The sequence below is a fragment of the Myxococcus sp. AB056 genome, assembly GCF_006547365.1.
Lineage (GTDB): Bacteria > Myxococcota > Myxococcia > Myxococcales > Myxococcaceae > Myxococcus > Myxococcus virescens.
Genome location: NZ_VHLB01000007.1, coordinates 136,542 through 156,697, shown reverse-complemented (window position 1 = coordinate 156,697; position 20,156 = coordinate 136,542). Strand labels below are relative to the sequence as shown.

Sequence of the window (20,156 nt, the reverse complement as noted above, 5' to 3'; positions counted from 1 at the left end):
TGGTGCGCGTACGCACCCAACGTCACTTCACGCACCTGCGCCAGCAGCTCACGGAAACTTGATGCCGCAGACACCTTCGTCCGCAGCACCAGCGTGTTGACGAAGAAGCCAATCAGCCCCTCCGTCTCAGCCCTCGTCCGGTTCGCTATCGCCGTCCCGACGCACACGTCTTCCTGCCTCGCGTACCTCGACAGCACCACCTGGAAGGCCGCCAGCAGCACCATGAAGGGCGTCGCGTTCTCCCGCTGCGCCAGCCCCTTCACGCCCTCCCACAGCCCCTTCGGCCACTCCAGTCCTCTCGTGTCTCCTCGGTACGTCTGGACCGCCGGCCTCACCTTGTCCGTCGGCAACTCCAGCGCCGCTGGCGCACCCGCTAGCTGCTTCCTCCAGTACCCGAGCTGCTCTTCCAGCACCTCACCCTTCAGCCACTCTCGCTGCCACACCGCGTAGTCCGCGTACTGCACCGCCAGCTCCGCCAGCGGCGACTCGCGCCCCTGCGAATACGCCTCGTACAGGGCCACCAACTCCCTCACCAGCACGCCCATCGACCAGCCGTCCGACACGATGTGGTGCATCACCAGCACCAACACGTGCGCTTCTTCCCCCTCCTTCAGCAGCGTCGCCCTCAGCAGCGGGCCCGTCTCCAGGTTGAACGAGCGCTGAATCTCCTCTTCGATCCAGTGTCGCACCCTGGATTCGCGCTCCGTTTCCAGCTCGCTGAAGTCGAGCTGCTGGAAAGGCTGAAGCGGATCCGTTGCGATGACCTGCACGGGTTCACCACCACTGACGCGGAACGTCGTGCGCAATGACTCGTGCCGCCGCACGAGTTCACTGAAGCTGGCCTCCAACGCGGTCGTTTGCAGACGCCCACTCAACTTCACCACTGAGGGAACGTTGTAGAACGGACTGCCTGGCTCCAACTGGTCGAGGAACCACAGCCGCTGCTGAGCGAATGACAGCGGTAGCGCATCGCGCCGAGAAGCGCGTGTCAGGGGTGGTGCTCGAACCTCGGCCGCTGCCGTCCCGCGAGATGCTTCAATTCGTTCGGCCAGCTTCCCCACTGTGGAGGATTCGAAGATGTCTCGCAGCGGGAGCTCTACCTGGAGTTCTTCCCTCACTCGCGACACCAACTGCGTTGCAAGCAGCGAGTGTCCGCCCAACTCGAAGAAGTCCCCCTCCAGTCCGACGCGCTCGACGTTCAGCACCTCAGCGAAGATGGACGCCAGTTTCTCCTCAGTCGCCGTGCGAGGCGCCTCGAAGTGCGCCGTCTGCGGCCCCTTGGCGTCCGGAGCGGGCAGCGCCTTGCGGTCCACCTTACCGTTGGGCGTCAGCGGCAGCGCCTCCAGCACCACATACGCCGACGGCACCATGTACTCCGGTAGCCGCTGCTTCACGTGGCTTCGCAGTGCGCCCGTGTCCAGCGAGGCAACTTCCTGCGCCGTCACGTAGGCCACCAACCGCTTGCCTTCGCCTCCATCCTCCCGCGCAACCACCACGGCTTCGTTGATGCCACTGTGCTGGGCCAGCGCCGCTTCCACTTCGCCCAGCTCAATCCGGTAACCGCGCACCTTCACCTGCGTGTCCGCTCGGCCCAGGAACTCCAACGTCCCGTTCCCCAGCCACCGCACCATGTCCCCCGTGCGGTACAGCCGCTCTCCCTCACCGAATGGGCTTGGTACGAAGCGCTCCGCCGTCAGCTCCGGGCGCCCCACGTACCCCACTGCCAGCCCGTCTCCGCCCACGTACAGCTCGCCCGGCACCCCTATCGGCACCGGGCGCATACCCACGTCCAGCACGTAGGCCACCGTGTTCTTCACCGGCTGGCCAATGGACACCGACACCCCGACTTCCTCGGGCCTCTCCATTCGGTACGTGCTGGTGAACGTCGTGTTCTCCGTCGGGCCATACCCGTTGATGAGCAGACCACCTGCTGCAAGCCGCTCCTTCACACGGGACACCGGCAAGGCATCGCCACCTGCCAACAGCTGGCGGACTCTGGCCAGGGCCTTCGGCTGCCGCGCCTGCATCTGCTCGAAGAGCGCCGCCGTCAGCCATAGCGACGTTACGCCCGAAGCCTCCAGCTTCCGGCCCAACTCCTCCAGCGACGGCGTCCCCACCGGGAACACCACCAGCTTCGCGCCGTGCAGCAGCGCGCCCCACACTTCCAGCGTCGATGCGTCGAAGGAGATAGGCGCCAGTTGCAGCCACACCTCTTCGGGCCCGAAGTGCGCGAAGTCCGTCCCCAGCACCAGGCGTGACACTGCTCGGTGAGGCACGCCTACGCCCTTCGGCTTCCCCGTGCTTCCTGACGTGAACATCACGTACGCCAGATTGCCTCCACCCACATGCGTGCTCGGTGCGACCTCCGGTTGCAGGGCAATCTGCGTGTCCCACTCCGTGTCCACGCACACCACCAGCTCGCCGCCCGTGGCCACCTCGTCCGCCAGCTTCTCCTGCGCCACCAGCACCGCGACGCCGGCCTCCGCCTTCATCCACGCCAGTCGCTCTAGCGGGTAACTGGCATCCAGCGGCACGTACACGCCCCCTGCCTTCAGGATGCCCAGCACGCTCACCACCAACTCCAGTGAGCGCTCCACGCACAAGCCCACTCGCACCTCGGGCCCAACGCCCATGCCCTTCAGGTGGTGCGCCAGCTGGTTCGCACGGCGATTCAACTCCGCGTACGTCAACCGCCGGTCCTCGTACTCCACCGCCACCGCGTCCGGCGTCCGCTGAACCTGCGCCTCGAAGAGGGCACTCAGGCTGGCATCGCGTGGGTACTCCGACGCCGTCCCGCTCCATTCCTTCACCAGCCGCTGCCGCTCCTCACTGCCCATCAACGGCAGCTCGGCCAGCCGCTTCGCCGGCCCTGCGAGGGCCGCCTCCAGCAGGGTCCGCAGATGGTGGAGCAACCGGCGCACCGTCTCTGCTTCGAACAGATCGGTGTTGTAGTTCGCCGCCACCACCACGCCGCCCTGCACTTCCTCCACCACCAGAGACAGGTCGAACTTCGACGTCCGCCCCTCCGACTCCACGCCAGACAGCGTGAGGCCGTCCCCGAGCTTCACCTCCGTCACGGGCGTGTTCTGCAGCGTCAGCGTCACCTGGAACAGCGGACTGCGGCTCAGGTCACGCTCGGGCTGAAGCTCCTCCACCAGCTTCTCGAACGGCACGTCCTGGTGCGCATACGCACCCAATGTCACCTCCCGCACCTGAGCGAGCAGCTCACGGAAGGTTGATGCCGGGGACACCTTCGTCCGCAGCACCAGCATGTTCGCAAAGAAGCCGATCAGCCCCTCCGTCTCGCCTTGCGTGCGCCCTGCGATGGGCGCCCCCACGCACACGTCCTCCTGCCCCGCGTACTTGGACAGCACCCATTGGTACGCAGCCAGCAACACCATGAACGGCGTCGCACCGTCACGACGGCCGAGCGCCTCCATGTCGCGCCAGAGCGCCTTCGGCCACACCTCGTGCAGCAAGGCGCCGCCATACGTCTGAACGGCGGGCCTCGCCTTGTCGGTCGGAAGCTCCAGTGCCGCGGGCGCCCCTTCCAGACGTTGCTTCCAGTACCCGAGCTGCGCCTCCAGTACATCGCCCTTCAGCCACTCTCGCTGCCACACCGCGTAGTCCGGGTACTGCACCGCCAGTTCCGGCAAGGGTGATGGACGGCCCTGGGAGAACGCCTCGTACAGCGTCGCGACCTCTCGCACGAGGACACCCATGGACCAGCCGTCGGACACGATGTGGTGCATCAGCAGCACCAACACGTGCTCCCGCGCTCCGAGCCGAAGCAGCATGGTCCGCAGCAAGGGTCCCTTGGCCAGATCGAACGGCCGAAGCGCCTCCACGTCCGCTCGGCGCTGTGCCTCCTGCTCCGCATCAGGGAGCCCGCTCAGGTCCTCGACCGTGAACACCACCTGTCCCACAGGCGCGATGACCTGCACGGGTGTCCCACCGTCGGCGCGGAAAGTCGTCCGCAAGGACTCATGGCGACGAACCAGCGCGTCGAAGCTGCGTTCCAGTGCGGCAACGTCGAGCGGACCCGACACTTTCACCACCGCCGGCACGTTGTAGAAGACACTGCCCGGCGCGAGCTGCTCCAGGAACCACAAGCGCTGCTGCGCGAACGACAGCGGCAGGACGCTCGTCAGTCCCGCCCGAGGCTTCAACGGAGGCGCAGCGAAGCCCGCTCCGGCGCGCACCCAACGGTCCACCCGCTCGGCGAGCGCTGCCACTGTGGGTGCCTCGAAGAGGTCTCTCAGGGGCAGCTCGACACCGAAGGCGCCACGGATGCGGGAGATGGCCTGCGTCGCCAGCAACGAGTGCCCTCCCAGCTCGAAGAAGCCACTGTGGATCCCCACACGGTCGAGCCCCAGCACCTCGGAGAACAACCCCGCCACCAGTTCTTCCGTGGCCGTGCGTGGCGCGACAAAAGCCTCGGCATCCGCGAACTGGAAGTCCGGCGCCGGCAGCGCCTTGCGGTCCACCTTGCCGTTGGGCGTCAGCGGCAGCGCCTCCAGCACCACCAGGGCCTGCGGAACCATGTAGTCAGGCAGCGTCTGGCCCAGGAAGTCACGAAGCGCGTCGACCTCCAGTGTGTGGCCAGCCTTCGGCACGGCGTAGCCCACCAGGCGCTTGCCATCGGTCCCGCTCTCGTGGGCCACCACGACCGACTCACGCACCGAGGCGTGCCGCTCCAGCGCCGCTTCTACCTCGCCCAGCTCCACGCGGTAGCCGCGAACCTTGAGCTGGTCATCCGTGCGGCCCAGGAACTCCACCCGGCCATCCTCGAGCAGCCGTGCCCGGTCTCCCGTCCGGTACATCCGCGCACCTGGCTCGTCCGCGTACGCGTCCGGCACGAAGCGCTCGGCCGTCAGGTCCACCCGGCCCAGGTAGCCACGGCCCACGGTCCTTCCACCAATGCACAGCTCTCCCGGAATGCCCACGGGCACCGGGCGCAGGTACGCATCCAGCACGTAGACGCGCGCGTTGGGAATAGGCCGCCCCAGTGGCACCGACGCCGACACACGCCCGTGAGGCCCTCGCTCCACCTGGAGCGTGAGCACACCCACGGTCGTCTCGGACGGCCCGTAGTGGTTGAACACCACCAGGTCCGGCGACAGTTCGTGCACCCGGTCCATCAGCGCCCAATCCGAGACATCACCGCCCAGCACCAGACGCTGACGCGGCAACACCCGCTCGGGCTTCCCGGTAGCCAGGAGCGCCTGCAAGTGAGCGGGGACGATCTTCAGGCAGTCCACGGCCTCGCGCTCGAAGAGCTGGGCCAGGGCGGACGGGTCCGACGCGCATTCCCGAGACACGAGATGCAGCGCGCCGCCTTGGCAGAGCGAGGGGAAGACAGCGGTGTGGCCCAGGTCCGCCGCCAGCGTGGACACGGAAGCAAACGAAGCGCCTCCCGGCAGGTCCAGCCGACGCGAGATGCCTTCTACGTAATGAACCAGCTGCCGGTGCTCGATGGCCACGCCCTTCGGCCGCCCCGTGGAGCCAGAAGTGAAGATGACGTAGGCAAGGGTCTCCGGCGCCGCCGAGGGCTCCGGGTTGCGCTCGCTCCGTTCCAATAGAGAAGACGCGTCCGCATCCAGACGGACCACCTCTCCCACGTCCCAGTGCAGGACCTCCGCCAGGGCCGCCTGCGTGACCAGCACCTGGGCACCCGCGTCCGCGAGCACACTTCGGATGCGCTCGACGGGGAACATGACGTCCAGCGGCACATAGGCACCACCCGCCTTGAGAATGCCCCACAGGCCCACCACCGCACTCGCGGAGCGGTCCAGGTACAAGCCCACCGGAACATCCGGACCGACGCCCAGCGAACGCAGGTGGTGCGCCAGTTGATTGGCCCGCCGGTTCAGCGCCTCGTAGGTCAGCCGCGAGTCTTGGGCGACGACCGCGAGCGCTTCAGGCGTCTTCGCGGCCTGAGCCTCGAAGAGGGCCTGGATGGTGTTGGGAACGAAGTCGCTGCGGGTGTCGTTCCACTCCACGAGCAACCGGCGCTGCTCTACTGCGCTCAGCAACGGCAGCTCGCCCAACCGAGCATCCGGCGTCTGAACCGCGGCCTCCAGCAACACGCGCAGGTGGCCCGTCAGCCGGTCCATCGTCACGGGCTCGAAGAGGTCGCTGTTGTATACGGCGCTGACCGACAACCCCTGCGGCGTCTCGGTCAAATCCAGCGTGAGGTCGAACTTCGAGGTGCGCGAGTCACCGTCCATTCCCGCCAGCGTCAGGCCCGGCAGGTGCAGCTCCACGGTGGGCGTGTTCTGCAGGATGAACATCACCTGGAAGAGCGGGCTGCGGCTCAAGTCGCGGTCCGGCTTGAGCTCCTCCACCAGTCGCTCGAAGGGGATGTCCTGATGCGCATACGCGCCAAGCGTCCGTTCGCGAACCTGAGCCAACAGCTCCCGGAACGTGGGGTTCCCAGCGAGTCGAGCACGAAGAACGAGCGTGTTGACGAAGAAGCCAATCAACCCCTCCGTCTCGGCCCGGGTGCGGTTGGCGATGGGCGAGCCCACGCAGAGATCATCCTGCCCTGAGTAGCGCGACAGCACCGTCTGGAACGCCGCGAGCAGCACCATGAACGGCGTGGCGCCTTCACGATACGCGAGCACCTTGACCGACTCCCACAAGTCACGCGGCCACTGCACATCCCGGCTGGCGCCACGGAAGGTCTGCACCGCGGGACGCGGCTTGTCCGTGGGCAGTTCCAGTACCTGCGAGGCCCCCTGGAGCTGCTCCTTCCACCAGGCGAGCTGTGACTCCAGGACCTCTCCCTGAAGCCACTCGCGCTGCCACACCGCGTAGTCCGCGTATTGGAGCGGAAGCTCCGGCAACGGTGACGACAGGCCCTGCGAGCACGCCTCATACAACGCGGCGACCTCGCGGACGAGCACTCCCATGGACCAGCCGTCCGACACGATGTGGTGCATCACCAGCACCAGCACGTGCTCCTGCTCGGACAGCTTCAGCAATACCGTTCTCAGCAGCGGGCCGCGCGCCAGGTTGAACGGATGCGCTGCCTCTTGGGCGATCAGGCGTTGGACTTCCGGGGCCCGCTCAGCCTCGGACAGGTCGCGCAGGTCCACCACTCGCAGCTGGACCTCCGACTCCTCGGCGATGACCTGGGCCGGCTCACCACCGCTGCTCTGGAAGGTCGTGCGCAGCGACTCATGCCGAAGCACCAGCGCCTTGAAGGCTTGCTCCAGCGCGTCCACCTGCACCGTCCCCGTCAGCTTCACTGCGATAGGGATGTTGTAGGACGAACTACCCGGCTCCAGTTGGTCGAGGAACCACAGCCGCTGTTGCGCGAACGACAGGGGCAGCGACCCGGTTCGTTCAACTCGCGTCGGCGGCGGCACATGAAGCACCTGCGTGCCGTTCGGTTCCGTCTCGAGCCGCTGGGCGAGCTTCTCTACCGTGGGCGCCTCAAAGACGTCCCGTAGAGGCAACTCGACGTGGAAGGCTTCGCGAACGCGCGAGACCAGCTGCGTGGCAAGCAGCGAGTGGCCACCCAGCTCGAAGAAGTCTTCGTCGACGCCGACGCGCTCGACGTTCAGCACCTCGGTGAAGATGGACGCCAGCTTCTCCTCAGTCGCCGTGCGAGGCGCCTCGAAGTGCGCCGTTTTCGACCCCTGGGCATCCGGGGCGGGCAGCGCCTTGCGGTCCACCTTGCCGTTTGGCGTCAGCGGCAACGCCTCCAGCACCACGTACGCCGACGGCACCATGTACTCCGGCAGCCGCTGCTTCACGTGGCTTCTCAGTGCACCCGCGTCCAGCGAGGCACCTTCCTGCGCCGTCACGTAGGCCACCAACCGCTTGCCTTCGCTTCCATCCTCCCGCGCCACCACCACGGCTTCGTTGACGCCACTGTGCTGGGCCAGCGCCGCTTCCACTTCACCCAGCTCAATCCGGTAACCGCGCACCTTCACCTGCGTGTCCGCTCGGCCCAGGAACTCCAGCGTCCCGTTCCCCAGCCACCGCACCATGTCCCCCGTGCGGTACAGCCGCTCTCCTTCGCCGTACGGATTCGGCACGAAGCGCTCCGCCGTCAGCTCCGGACGCCCCACGTACCCCACTGCCAACCCGTCTCCGCCCACGTACAGCTCGCCCGGCACACCCACAGGCACTGGGCGCATTGCCCCATCCAGCACGTAAGCCACCGTGTTCTTCACCGGCCGGCCGATGGACACCGAGGCACCTACGTCTTCCGACCTCTCCATCCGGTACGTGCTGGAGAATGTCGTGTTCTCCGTCGGGCCATACCCGTTGATGAGCAGGCCACCTGCCACCAGTCGTTCCTTCACACGGGACACTGGCAGCGCGTCCCCCCCCGCCAACAACTGACGGACACTGGCCAGCGCCTTCGGCTGCCGCGCCTGCATCTGCTCGAAGAGCGCCGCTGTCAGCCACAGCGACGTCACGCCTGACGACTCCAGCTTCCGGCCCAGCTCCTCCAGCGACGGCGTCCCAGCCGGGTACACCACCAACTTCGCGCCGTGCAGCAGCGCACCCCACACTTCCAACGTCGATGCGTCGAAGGAAATCGGTGCCAGTTGCAGCCACACTTCCTCGGGCCCGAAGTGCGCGAAGTCCGTCCCCAGCACCAGGCGTGACACCGCCCGATGCGGTACGCCCACGCCCTTCGGCTCCCCCGTGCTCCCTGACGTGAACATCACGTACGCCAGGTTGCCTCCACCCACATGCGTGCTCGGTGTGACCTCCGGTTGCAGGGCAATCTGCGTGTCCCACTCCGTGTCCACGCACACCACCAGCTCGCCGCCCGTGGCCACCTCGTCCGCCAGCTTCTCCTGAGCTACCAGCACGGCGACGCCGGCCTCCGCCTTCATCCACGCCAGTCGCTCTAGCGGATAACTGGCATCCAGCGGCACGTACACGCCTCCCGCCTTCAGGATGCCCAGCACGCTCACCACCAGCTCCAGTGAGCGCTCCACGCACAGCCCCACTCGCACCTCGGGCCCCACACCCATGCCCTTCAGGTGGTGCGCCAGCTGGTTGGCACGGCGATTCAACTCCGCGTACGTCAGCCGCTGGCCTTCGTACTCCACCGCCACCGCGTCCGGCGTCCACTGAACTTGCGCCTCGAAGAGGGAACTCAGGCTGGCTTCGCGCGGGTACTCCGACGCCGTCCCGCTCCACTCCTTCACCAGCTGCTGCTGCTCCTCACTGCCCATCAACGGCAGCTCGGCCAGCCGCGTCTCTGGAGCGCTCACAGCGGCTTCCAGGAACACCCGCAGGTGCCCCAGCAGCCGTTCCATCGTCGCGGCTTCGAACAGGTCGCTGTTGTAGTTCACCGCCACGGCAAACCCGTGCGGCACCTCTTCCGCGAGCAGCGACAAATCGAACTTCGAGGTCTTCTCCTCGGCGTCGACGCCCTTCAGCGTCAGCTCCCGCAGTTGGACCTCGGAGAAAGGCGTGTTCTGCAGCGTCAGCGTCACCTGGAACAACGGGCTGCGGCTCAGGTCACGCTCGGGCTGAAGCTCCTCCACCAACTTCTCGAACGGCACGTCCTGGTGCGCATACGCCCCCAGCGTCACCTCCCGCACCTGAGCGAGCAGCTCGCGGAAGCTCGACACAGGGGAGACCTTCGTCCGCAGCACCAACGTGTTGACGAAGAAGCCAATCAGCCCCTCCGTCTCTTCACGCGTGCGGCCCGCGATGGGCGAGCCCACGCTCACGTCGTCCTGGCCCGAGTAGCGCGACAGCACCGTCTGGAAGGCCGCGAGCAGCACCATGAACGGTGTCGCGCCCTCTCTCTGCCCGAGCACCTTCGCCGCGGCCCAGAGCTCGGAGGGCCAGAGCGCCTCCTGCATGCTCCCGCGGAACGTCTGCATCACCGGGCGAGGCTTGTCCGTGGGCAACGCCAACGCACTCGGCGCCCCAGCGAGCTGCTGTCGCCAGTATCCGAGCTGCGTCTCCAACACGTCGTCTGCCAGCCATTCGTGCTGCCAGACAGCGTAATCGCCGTACTGGAGCGGAAGGTCAGGCAACGAGGAGCGCTGTCCCTGGGACAACGGCTCGTAGAGGGCGGCCACCTCGCGCACGAGGATGCCCATGGACCATTCGTCCGACACGATGTGGTGCATCACCAGCACCAGCACGTGCTCCCGCTCCCGCAGATGTAGCAACGTGGCTCGCAGCAACGGCCCCTTCTTCAGGTCGAAGGGCCGCTGGGCCTCCTCTTCAGCCCAGCGCTTCGCAGCGGCATCGCGCTCGGAGTCATCCAGTGCTTCCAGGGACACCACAGCGAAGGCGAGCGTCGGCTCGGCCGAGATGACCTGCACCGGGGTCCCACCCTTGGCCCGGAAGGTCGTCCGCAGGGCCTCATGGCGACGCACCAGCTCCTCGAAGCTCCACTCCAGCGCAGTCGGGTCCAGCGGGCCGGTCAACTTCACCACCGCGGACACGTTGTAGAACGCACTTCCTGGCTGGAGTTGATCCAGGAACCAAAGCCGCTGCTGCGCGAACGACAAGGGCAGCTCACGTGCGCGAGGCTCCGCCGGGCTCCGAAGCATCGGCATCTCGGCCCCAGACCGCTTCGCCTGTTCGATGCGACGCGCCAGCTCCGCTACCGTGGGCGCCTCGAACAACTCCCGCAGAGCGAGCTCCACCCGGAAGGCCGAACGCACCCGCGAGACGAGCTGTGTCGCAAGGAGCGAGTGGCCCCCCAGCTCGAAGAATCCGTCGTGGATGCCCACCCGCTCCACGCCCAGCACCCTGCTGAAGAAGCCGCACAGCAGCTCTTCCGTCGGGGTGCGGGGTGCCACGTACTGTCGCTCGCTGACGTCCACGTCAGGGGCGGGCAGCGCCTTGCGGTCCACCTTCCCGCTGGGGAGCAGCGGCAGCGACTCCAGGACCACGAACCACGAGGGCACCATGGCCGAAGGCAGGCGCTCCGCCAGGAAGGCCCGCAGCGCCGTGGCATCCACCGCGCCTGACGCATCGACTGGCACCACGTAGGCCACGAGCCGCGTCTCATTCGAAACGTCCGTGCGCGACACCACCACGGCGACGTGGACGGCCGAGTGCTCCGCAAGCACCGCCTCCACCTCGCCGGGTTCGACGCGGTGCCCCCGCACCTTCACCTGCGCGTCCACCCGGCCCAGGAACTCCAGCGAGCCCCCCGAGCGCCAACGCACCTGGTCACCCGTGCGATAGAGCCGGGCCCCCGGCGTACGTCCCAAGGCGTCCGGCACGAAACGCTCCGCCGTCAGGTCTGGCCGGCCCACGTACCCGCGAGCCAGGCCATCTCCGCCGACGAAGAGCTCACCTGGGACGCCCACGGGGACCGGCTGGCCCTGTGCATCCAGGACGTAGGCCCGAGTGTTCGCGATGGGTCGGCCAATGGGCGCGAAGGGGCCTTCGCCCAGGCCGCCTCCCAGCCAGGCCGTGGCATCGACCGTGGTCTCGGTCGGTCCGTACGCATTGATGATGAGCGTGGACGGCAACCGCTCCCGAGCCTGATGAACAAGCTCCACCGGCAGCGCCTCGCCCCCGGATACCAGAACCCTCAGGCCCGCGGCTCGCGCCACACCTTCATGCGCCAACAGGACGCGGAGCTGCGACGGAACCAACTGGAGCACCGTGACCTGCTGGCGTTCCAACGCGGCCAACAGCACCTCGGTGTCGCTCTCGGCAGCAGGCGGTGCGATGACCAGCCGAGCACCAGAGACCAGCGTGGCCAGCAGCTCGGGCACCGCGGCGTCGAAGCCAGCAGAGGCCTTCTGCAACACCCGGTCGCCCGTGCCCAGCTTCAACGCGGCGACGAACCACGCCGTGTGTCGCGCCAATGCGCGGTGGGAGACGAGCACGCCCTTCGGACGTCCCGTGGACCCCGAGGTGAAGAGGACGTAAGCGGCGTTGTCCGCCACCGCGCTCGCCTCCCAAGTCCCAGCGGCGACTGACCCAAGGTCATCCTCGAGCAACACCACGGGCATCGAGGTCGCGGGCACCAGGTCTCGCAACGCCCGCTGGGTGAGGAGTACCGCGGGCTCCGTGTCTTCCAGGATGCGCGCCAGCCGCTCACGGGGAGCGTCCGGCTCCAGCGGCACCCAGGCACCACCGGCATCCAGGATGGCGAGCAGTCCCACCACCAACTCCGGCGATCGGCGCGCCAAGAGGCCCACTCGGACCTCGGGGCCCACTCCCAAGCGCCGCAAATGCGCCGCCAACAAGCGGCTCCGCGCCATCAGCTCCGCGAAAGTGAGCTGCCCCCCCTCCCAAGCGAGCGCCACCGTTTCCGGAGTGCGCGTCGCCAGGTCCGCCAACTGCACGTGCACAGGCGTATCGCGTGGATACTCCGTTGTGGTGTCGTTCCACTCCACCAGGAGCTGGTGCCGCTCTTGGGGAGAGAGCAGCGACAGCTCGGACAAACGGCGGTCCGGGGAGGCTACGGCAGCCTCCAACAGCGTGAGCCAGTGTGCGGCCATGCGCTGGACGGTGGACGGCTCGAAGAGGTCCGCGTTGTACTCGAAGACGCCGGAGAAGCCGTCCGGCAGGTCCTCCAACGCCAGCGTCAGGAAGAACTTCGCGGCGCCGATCTCCGTGTCCATCGCGCTCATCGAGAGCCCGGGCACGAGCGCCTCCGGCACTGGCGTGTTCTGCAGGGAGAACATCACCTGGAACAGCGGCGAGTGGCTGAGCGTGCGTTCCGGCTGAAGCTCTTCCACGAGCTGCTCGAATGGAATGTCCTGATGCGCGTAGGCACCCAGCGCCGCATCCTTCACCTCGCGAAGCAGCGTGAGGAACGGCTTCTCAGCGGACGCGCGTGCCCGCAGCGCCAGGGTGTTGACGAAGAAGCCGATGAGCCCTTCTGTCTCCGCGCGGTTACGTCCGGCGACGGGCGTTCCCACCACCAGGTCGTCCTGCCCCGAGTACCGGGCCAGCAACACCTGGAAGCCCGCCAGCAGCACCATGAACGGCGTTGAACCATGCCGCTGCGCCAGTGCCTTCACGCCTGAGGACAACGCCGGTGGGATGCTGACCGGGAGATTCGCGCCTCGGAAGGTCTGAACCGCGGGCAGCGGCCTGTCCGTGGGAATCGAGAGGACCTGAGGGGCTCCTTCGAGCTGCTGGCGCCACCAATCCAGTTGCCGCTGAAGCGCGCCACTCTCCAGCCAGGCGCGCTGCCACGCGGAGAAGTCACCGTATTGCACGTCCAGTTCAGGCAGTGGCGACGGCTGTCCTTCGCGAAAGGCCCCGTAGAGCGCCGCGAGTTCCCGGACGATGACGCCCATGGACCACCCGTCCGAGACGATGTGATGCATGTTCGCCAGGAGCACATGCTCCGCCTCGGAGCGCTTCAGCAATCGCGTGCGCAGCAACGGTCCGCTGGCGAGGTCGAACCCGCGGAGGGATTCCTCACGCAGCAGTCGATCGACCTCCGCCTCGGACGCCTCGGACGAGAGCGACGACAGGTCCACCACCGGCAGTACATTCTCCGCCTGGTGGGAGACGATCTGTACGGGCGTCCCGCCCTCGGAGCGGAACGTCGTTCGCAAGACTTCGTGGCGCCGCACCAACTCACGAAGCGCGCGCTCCAGTGCATCGACTCGCAGAGCACCCGAAAGCCGGATGGCCAAGGGGATGTTGTAGACGGGGCTCCCTGGCTCCAGCTGTTCGAGGAACCACAGCCGCTGCTGAGCGAACGATAGCGGCAGTGCCCCCAACCGAGGGCCTCGCTTCAGGGGCGGTGCATGAAGGGATGAAGCCCCCGCGTGCATTTCCTCCAGCCGGAGAGCGAGCTTCTCCACCGTCGGAGATTCGAAGACGTCCCTCAGGGGGAGTTCCACCTGGAAGGACTCCCGGACGCGTGACACCAACTGCGTTGCCAGCAGCGAGTGTCCGCCCAACTCGAAGAAATCTCCGTCGAGCCCGACGCGCTCGACGTTCAGCACCTCGGTGAAGATGGACGCCAGCTTCTGCTCAGTCGCCGTGCGAGGCGCCTCGAAGTGTGCCGTCTTCGGGCCTTGCGCCTCTAGAGCGGGCAGCGCCTTGCGATCCACCTTGCCGTTGGGCGTCAGCGGCAGCGACTCCAGCACCACATACGCCGACGGCACCATGTACTCCGGTAGCCGCTGCTTCACGTGGCTTCGCAGTGCACCCGCATCCAGTGCGGCCCCTCCCTGCGCCGTCACGTAGGCCACCAACCGCTTGCCTTCGTTCCCGTCTTCCCGCGCCACCACCACGGCTTCATTGACGCCACTGTGCTGGGCTAGCACCGCTTCCACTTCTCCCAGCTCAATCCGGTAACCACGCACCTTCACCTGCGTGTCCGCTCGGCCCAGGAACTCAAGCGTCCCGTTCCCCAGCCACCGCACCACGTCCCCCGTGCGGTACAGCCGCTCTCCCTCACCGAATGGGCTTGGTACGAAGCGCTCCGCCGTCAGCTCCGGGCGTCCCACGTACCCCACTGCCAGCCCGTCTCCGCCCACGTACAGCTCACCCGGCACGCCCACAGGCACTGGGCGCATCACCATGTCCAGCACGTAGGCCACCGTGTTCTTCACCGGCCGGCCAATGGACACCGAGGCACCTACTTCCTCGGGCCTCTCCATCCGGTACGTGCTGGAGAACGTCGTGTTCTCCGTCGGGCCGTACCCGTTGATGAGCAGGCCACCTGCCGCCAGTCGTTCCTTCACGCGGGACACTGGCAGCGCGTCACCACCTGCAAGCAGCTGACGGACACTGGCCAGCGCCTTCGGCTGCCTCGCCTGCATCTGCTCGAAGAGCGCCGCCGTCAGCCACAGCGACGTCACGCCTGACGACTCCAGCTTCCGGCCCAGCTCCTCCAACGTCGGCGTTCCCGCCGGGTACACCACCAGCTTCGCGCCGTGCAGCAGCGCGCCCCACACTTCCAGCGTCGATGCATCGAAGGAGATGGGCGCCAGTTGCAGCCACACCTCCTCAGGCCCGAAGTGCGCGAAGTCCGTCCCCAGCACCAGGCGTGACACCGCTCGGTGAGGCACGCCTACGCCCTTCGGCTTCCCCGTGCTCCCCGACGTGAACATCACGTACGCCAGGTTGCCTCCACCCACTTGGGTGCTCGGTGTGACCTCCGGTTGCAGAGCAATCTGCGTGTCCCACTCCGTATCCACGCACACCACCAACTCGCCACCCGCGGCTACCTCGTCCGCCAGCTTCTCCTGCGCCACCAGTAATGCGACGCCGGCCTCCGCCTTCATCCACGCCAGTCGCTCTAGCGGGTAGCTGGCATCCAGCGGCACGTACACGCCCCCTGCCTTCAGGATGCCCAGCACGCTCACCACCAGCTCCAGCGAGCGCTCCACGCACAGTCCCACCCGGACTTCCGGCCCTACACCCATGGCCCTCAGGTGGTGCGCCAGCTGGTTCGCACGGCGATTCAACTCCGCGTACGTCAATCGCCGGTCCTCGTACTCCACCGCCACCGCGTCTGGCGTCCGCTGAACCTGCGCCTCGAAGAGGGAACTCAGGCCGGCATCGCGCGGATACGTCGAAGCCGTCCCACTCCACTCCTTCACCAGCCGCTGCAGCTCCTCACTCCCCATCAGCGGCAGCTCGGCCAGCCGCGTCTCCGGCTCAGCGACGGCGGCCTCCAACAGCACCTTGAGATGTCCGAGCATCCGGTCCATCGTCCCGGCTTCGAACAGGTCGCTGTTGTAGTTGACCATCGCCACGACGCCGTCCGGCACCTCCTCCACAACCAGTGACAGGTCGAACTTCGACGTCTTCTCCTCCGCCGCCAGTCCCTTGAGGGTGATGCCCCTCAGCTGGACTTCGGCGGCGGGGGTGTTCTGAAGTGTCAGCGTCACCTGGAACAACGGGCTGCGGCTCAGGTCACGCTCGGGCTGGAGTTCCTCCACCAGCTTCTCGAATGACACGTCCTGGTGCGCATAGGCGCCCAGGGTCACCTCACGGACCTGCCTCAGCAGTGCGCGGAAGATCAGCGCGGGCGACAGCTTCGACCGCAGAACCAGCGTGTTGACGAAGAACCCAATGAGCCCCTCCGTCTCCGAGTGCGAACGCCCTGCGATGGGAGCCCCCACGCTCACGTCGTCCTGACCCGAGTAGCGCGACAGCACCGTCTGGAACGCGGCCAGCAGCACCATGAAGGGCGTCGCGCCTTCGCGTCGGCCGAGCGACTCCACCTCACGCCATAGCGCCTTTGGCCACAGGACGTGAAGGTTCGCGCCCCGGAACGTCTGCGTCACAGGTCGCGGTTTGTCCGTGGGAAGCTCCAACGCTCGCGGCGTCCCAGCAAGCTGCGTCCGCCAGTACGCGAGCTGCGACTCCAGCACCTGCCCCTTGAGCCAATCGCGCTGCCACATCGCGAAGTCCGCGTACTGCACGGACAGCTCGGGCAGCTGTGCCGGCCACCCCTGGGACAATGCCTCGTAGAGCGCGGCCACCTCCCGCACGAGGATGCCCATGGACCAGTAGTCCGACACGATGTGGTGCATCACCAGCACCAACACGTGCTCCTGCTCGGACAACTTGAGCAGCACCGTACGCAGCAAGGGCCCCTGCTCCAGTTGGAACGGCCGGCCCACTTCCACTTCGGTCCGTGCCTTCGCCGAGCCCTCGCGTTCGCCCACTGGCAACACGGACAGGTCCACCACCTCCAGCGGCACCTGCGTCTCCGCGGAGATGACCTGCACCGGTGAGCCACCTTCGGCTCGGAACGTGGTGCGCAGCGCCTCATGCCGGCGAACCAACGCCTCGAAGCTCCGTGCCAGCGCACCGACGTCCAGCGCCCCCGTTACACGCACGGGTGCCCAGAGGTTGTAGGACGTATTCGCCGGGTCGAGCTGCGCCAGGAACCATAGGCGCTGTTGCGCGAATGACAACGGAGCCGTGCCGCCGCGCTCCATCCGCTTCAGTGGAGGCGCCGGAATGCCCGCGGTTGCCACCGCCCTGGAAATCCGTTCCGCGAGCGCCGCCACCGTGGCCGACTCGAAGACGTCGCGCAGCGGCAGGTCCACTCGGAAGGCTTCACGGACCCGCCCGACCAGTTGCATGGCCAGCAGCGAGTGTCCGCCCACCTCGAAGAAGTTGTCGTGCAGCCCCACCGTCTCCAGGCGCAGCACCTCCGCCCAGAAGCCCGCGAGCATCTGCTCCACCGGCGTGCGAGGCGCGACGTGCGCCTCCTTTCGAGACTCCCGTACCGCCTCCGGCGCGGGCAGCGCCTTGCGGTCCACCTTCCCGTTTGGAAGCAGCGGAAGCCGCTCCAGCACCACCACCGCCTGCGGCACCATGAATCGCGGCAGGCGCGACTCCAGGCCCGCACGCACCTCGCCGCTCTCCAGCAGGCGTCCATCGCGCGGCACCACGTAGGCGACCAGTCGCTTGTCGCCCGGTGCGTCCTCGCGCACCACGACCAGCGCCTCGCGCACGCCCGGTTGCCCGAGCAGCGCCGACTCCACCTCACCGGGCTCGATGCGATGACCGCGCACCTTCACCTGCGAGTCACCCCGGCCCAGGTACTCCAGTACGCCGTCCCGCCGCCATCGCGCCTTGTCGCCGGTGCGGTACAGCCGTGCCCCGTCCCCCTGCGGCGCGGGGACGAACCGCTCCGCGGTCAGCTCCGGCCGGCCGAGATACCCGCGCGCCACACCTTCACCACCGACGTACAGCTCGCCCACCACACCCGCGGGCACTGGCTCCAACTCCCCGTCGAGGACGTAGATGCGGACATTCGCCAGCGGCCGGCCAATGGCCACCTCGCGCCCGGAGTCCTCGGTGTCAGTGGTCAGGTCCACGGCCGTGGCCACCGCTGTCACTTCGGTGAGGCCGTACGTGTTCAGCAGAGGCACCGCGCGGCCCACGCGTTGCCGCCACTGCGACACCCGCGCGGGGACGGCGCGCTCACCACCGATAACCACCCACTTCAAACCCGAGGGCAGACGCGCCTTGCCTTCATCCAGGCTCGCCGTGACTTCATGCCAGAAGGCCGTGGGCAGGTTGAGCTGGGTGATGCCGGCCGCTTCACACCGGGCCAGGAAGACCTCCGGGACGTCCAGCATCTCAGGCGAGCGCAGCACCAGCGTGCCGCCGCGAGTGAGGCACGGATAGATCTCCTCCGCGCTGGTATCCCAGCTGATGGACGCGAACTGGAGCACCCGGTCGCCCGGCTCCACCGGGCAAACCTGCCACTCCGCGCGAATGAAGCTCACCAGTGAGCGGTGCTGCACCACCACGCCCTTCGGCCGCCCCGTGGAGCCTGACGTGTAGAGCACGTACGCCGCGGCTTCCGGTGGAACGACGACGGTCGGCCCGGACGTCATCTCCTCTGCGCCCGGCGTGAGCGACGCCACGTCCAACCAGACCCGCCCTGGTGCCTCGCCCAACTTCTCGCGGTACTGCCGCCGTGCCACGACCACGCGAGCAGCGCTGTCCTCCAGCATGTAGCCCAGCCGCTCCGCTGGGTACTCCGGGTCCAGCGGCACGTAGGCGCCACCCGCCTTGAGCACACCCAGCAACGCCGCCAGCAACTCGACCGAGCGCTCCACGCACACTGCCACCCGGGACTCCAGGCCCACGCCGAGCGCTCGCAGGCGTGCCGCCACGTGGTTCGCCCGCACGTTCAGCTCGCGATACGTCACGGACTCGCCGCCGGACACCACGGCGGTGGCGTCCGGCGTCCGCGCGACCTGCGCTTCGAACAATGCATGGGCGCAGGCGTCCGGAGGCAGGGGCTCCTTCGCGCCGTTCCACGTCTCCAGCAAGCGGTGCCGCTCCTCGACCGGGAGCATCACCAGCGTCTCCACAGGCCGGTCGGGTGACGTCACCGCTGCGCCGAGCAGCGTCTCCAGATAGCCCAGCAGTCCCTCGATGGTGGCCGCGTCGTACAACTCCGCGTTGTACATGGCCGTGAGCGCAAGGCCCTCAGGGCCTCGGGACATCATCAGGGTCAGGTCCACGTCGGTGCTCGACACATCCGCGTCGAGCACACGCACGTCGAGCCCTTGCACCTGGCGAAGCGGTGGCGGTGCGTCGATTTCCCCCAAGAGCACCTGAAACATCGGTGCGCGCGTCGGGTCCTGCTCCACGCCCAATGCACTCAGCAGCGGTTCGAAAGGAACATGCGCGTTCGCGAAGGCCTCCTCCGTGTCCGCCTTCGCGCGGCGCAGGAGCTCACGGTAGCCCGGCCGGGCGGAGAGGTCCGCTCGCAGGACCAGCGGCTCGGCGAAGAGGCCCACCAGCCCCTTCGTCTCCTGCCTGCCCCGGTTCGTGTGCGAGGCGCCAATGAGCAGGTCCTTCTGTCCGGTGTAACGAGACAGCAGGACCTGGAGCCCCGCCAGCACGGCCATGAACAACGTGGCGCCTTCGGCCTGCGCCAGCGACTCGAGGCGTTCCACCCATGACACGGGCAACAAGGCCCTGCGCTGAGCAGCCCGTCCGGTCGCGGAGCGCCGCGGGCGATCCGTGGGCAGCTCTAGCTCATGCGGCGCGCCCTCCAGCCGCTTGCGCCAGAACTCCAGGTGCGCGTCGAGCGCGTCACCTCGAAGCTTGCCCCGCTGCCAGGCCGCGTAGTCCCCATATTGGAGCGGCAACACAGGCAGCGGCGACGGCAGGCCCTGGGCGAAGGCGTCATAGAGCGCCACCATCTCGTGGGTGAGCACGCCCATGGACACATGGTCGGCGATGAGGTGGTGCACCACCACCAGGAGCACATGGCGCTCCGGAGCCACGCGCAGCAACACGCCGCGAGCCAGTGGGCCGCGGGACAGGTCGAACGGTGTTTCCAGCTCGAGCTGGATGCGCTGCCGCACGGCGACTTCGCGCGCCGCCTCGGGGACGTCCTCCAGTCCCTCCACCGTGAACGGCAGGCGTGCTTGGGGATCGACGAACTGCACCGGTGTGCCGGAGACCTCGCCGAAGTGCGTGCGCAGCGACTCGTGGCGCCGAGCCACTTCCTGGAAGCTCCGCTCCAGCACGGCCTCATCCAGGCGGCCGGACAGCTCCAGGACCAACGGCAGGTGATAGGCAGGCAGCCCGGGTGCGCGCTGCACCAGGAACCACACCCGCTGCTGGGAGAACGTCAGCGGCAACGCGGGCCGGGGCTTCTTCTCCAACCGCTTCGCGAGCAGCGCGAGCTTCTCCTCGCGCGTGAGCGTGGGCTTCTTGTCCGTCTCGTTCCCCAT

The 20,156-nt window shown here is 67.6% G+C and carries 1 protein-coding gene (only partly in view); it reads right to left on the bottom strand.

Annotation, left to right across the window (positions count from 1 at the left end; all coding sequences use genetic code 11):
• Window positions 1–20,156 carry part of the coding region annotated (locus FMP39_RS05245; RefSeq protein ID WP_141588882.1) for a non-ribosomal peptide synthase/polyketide synthase on the bottom strand (this coding region is incomplete at its 3' end). 6,939 nt of the annotated region lie to the left of the window's left edge, so 20,156 of the 27,095 annotated nt are shown.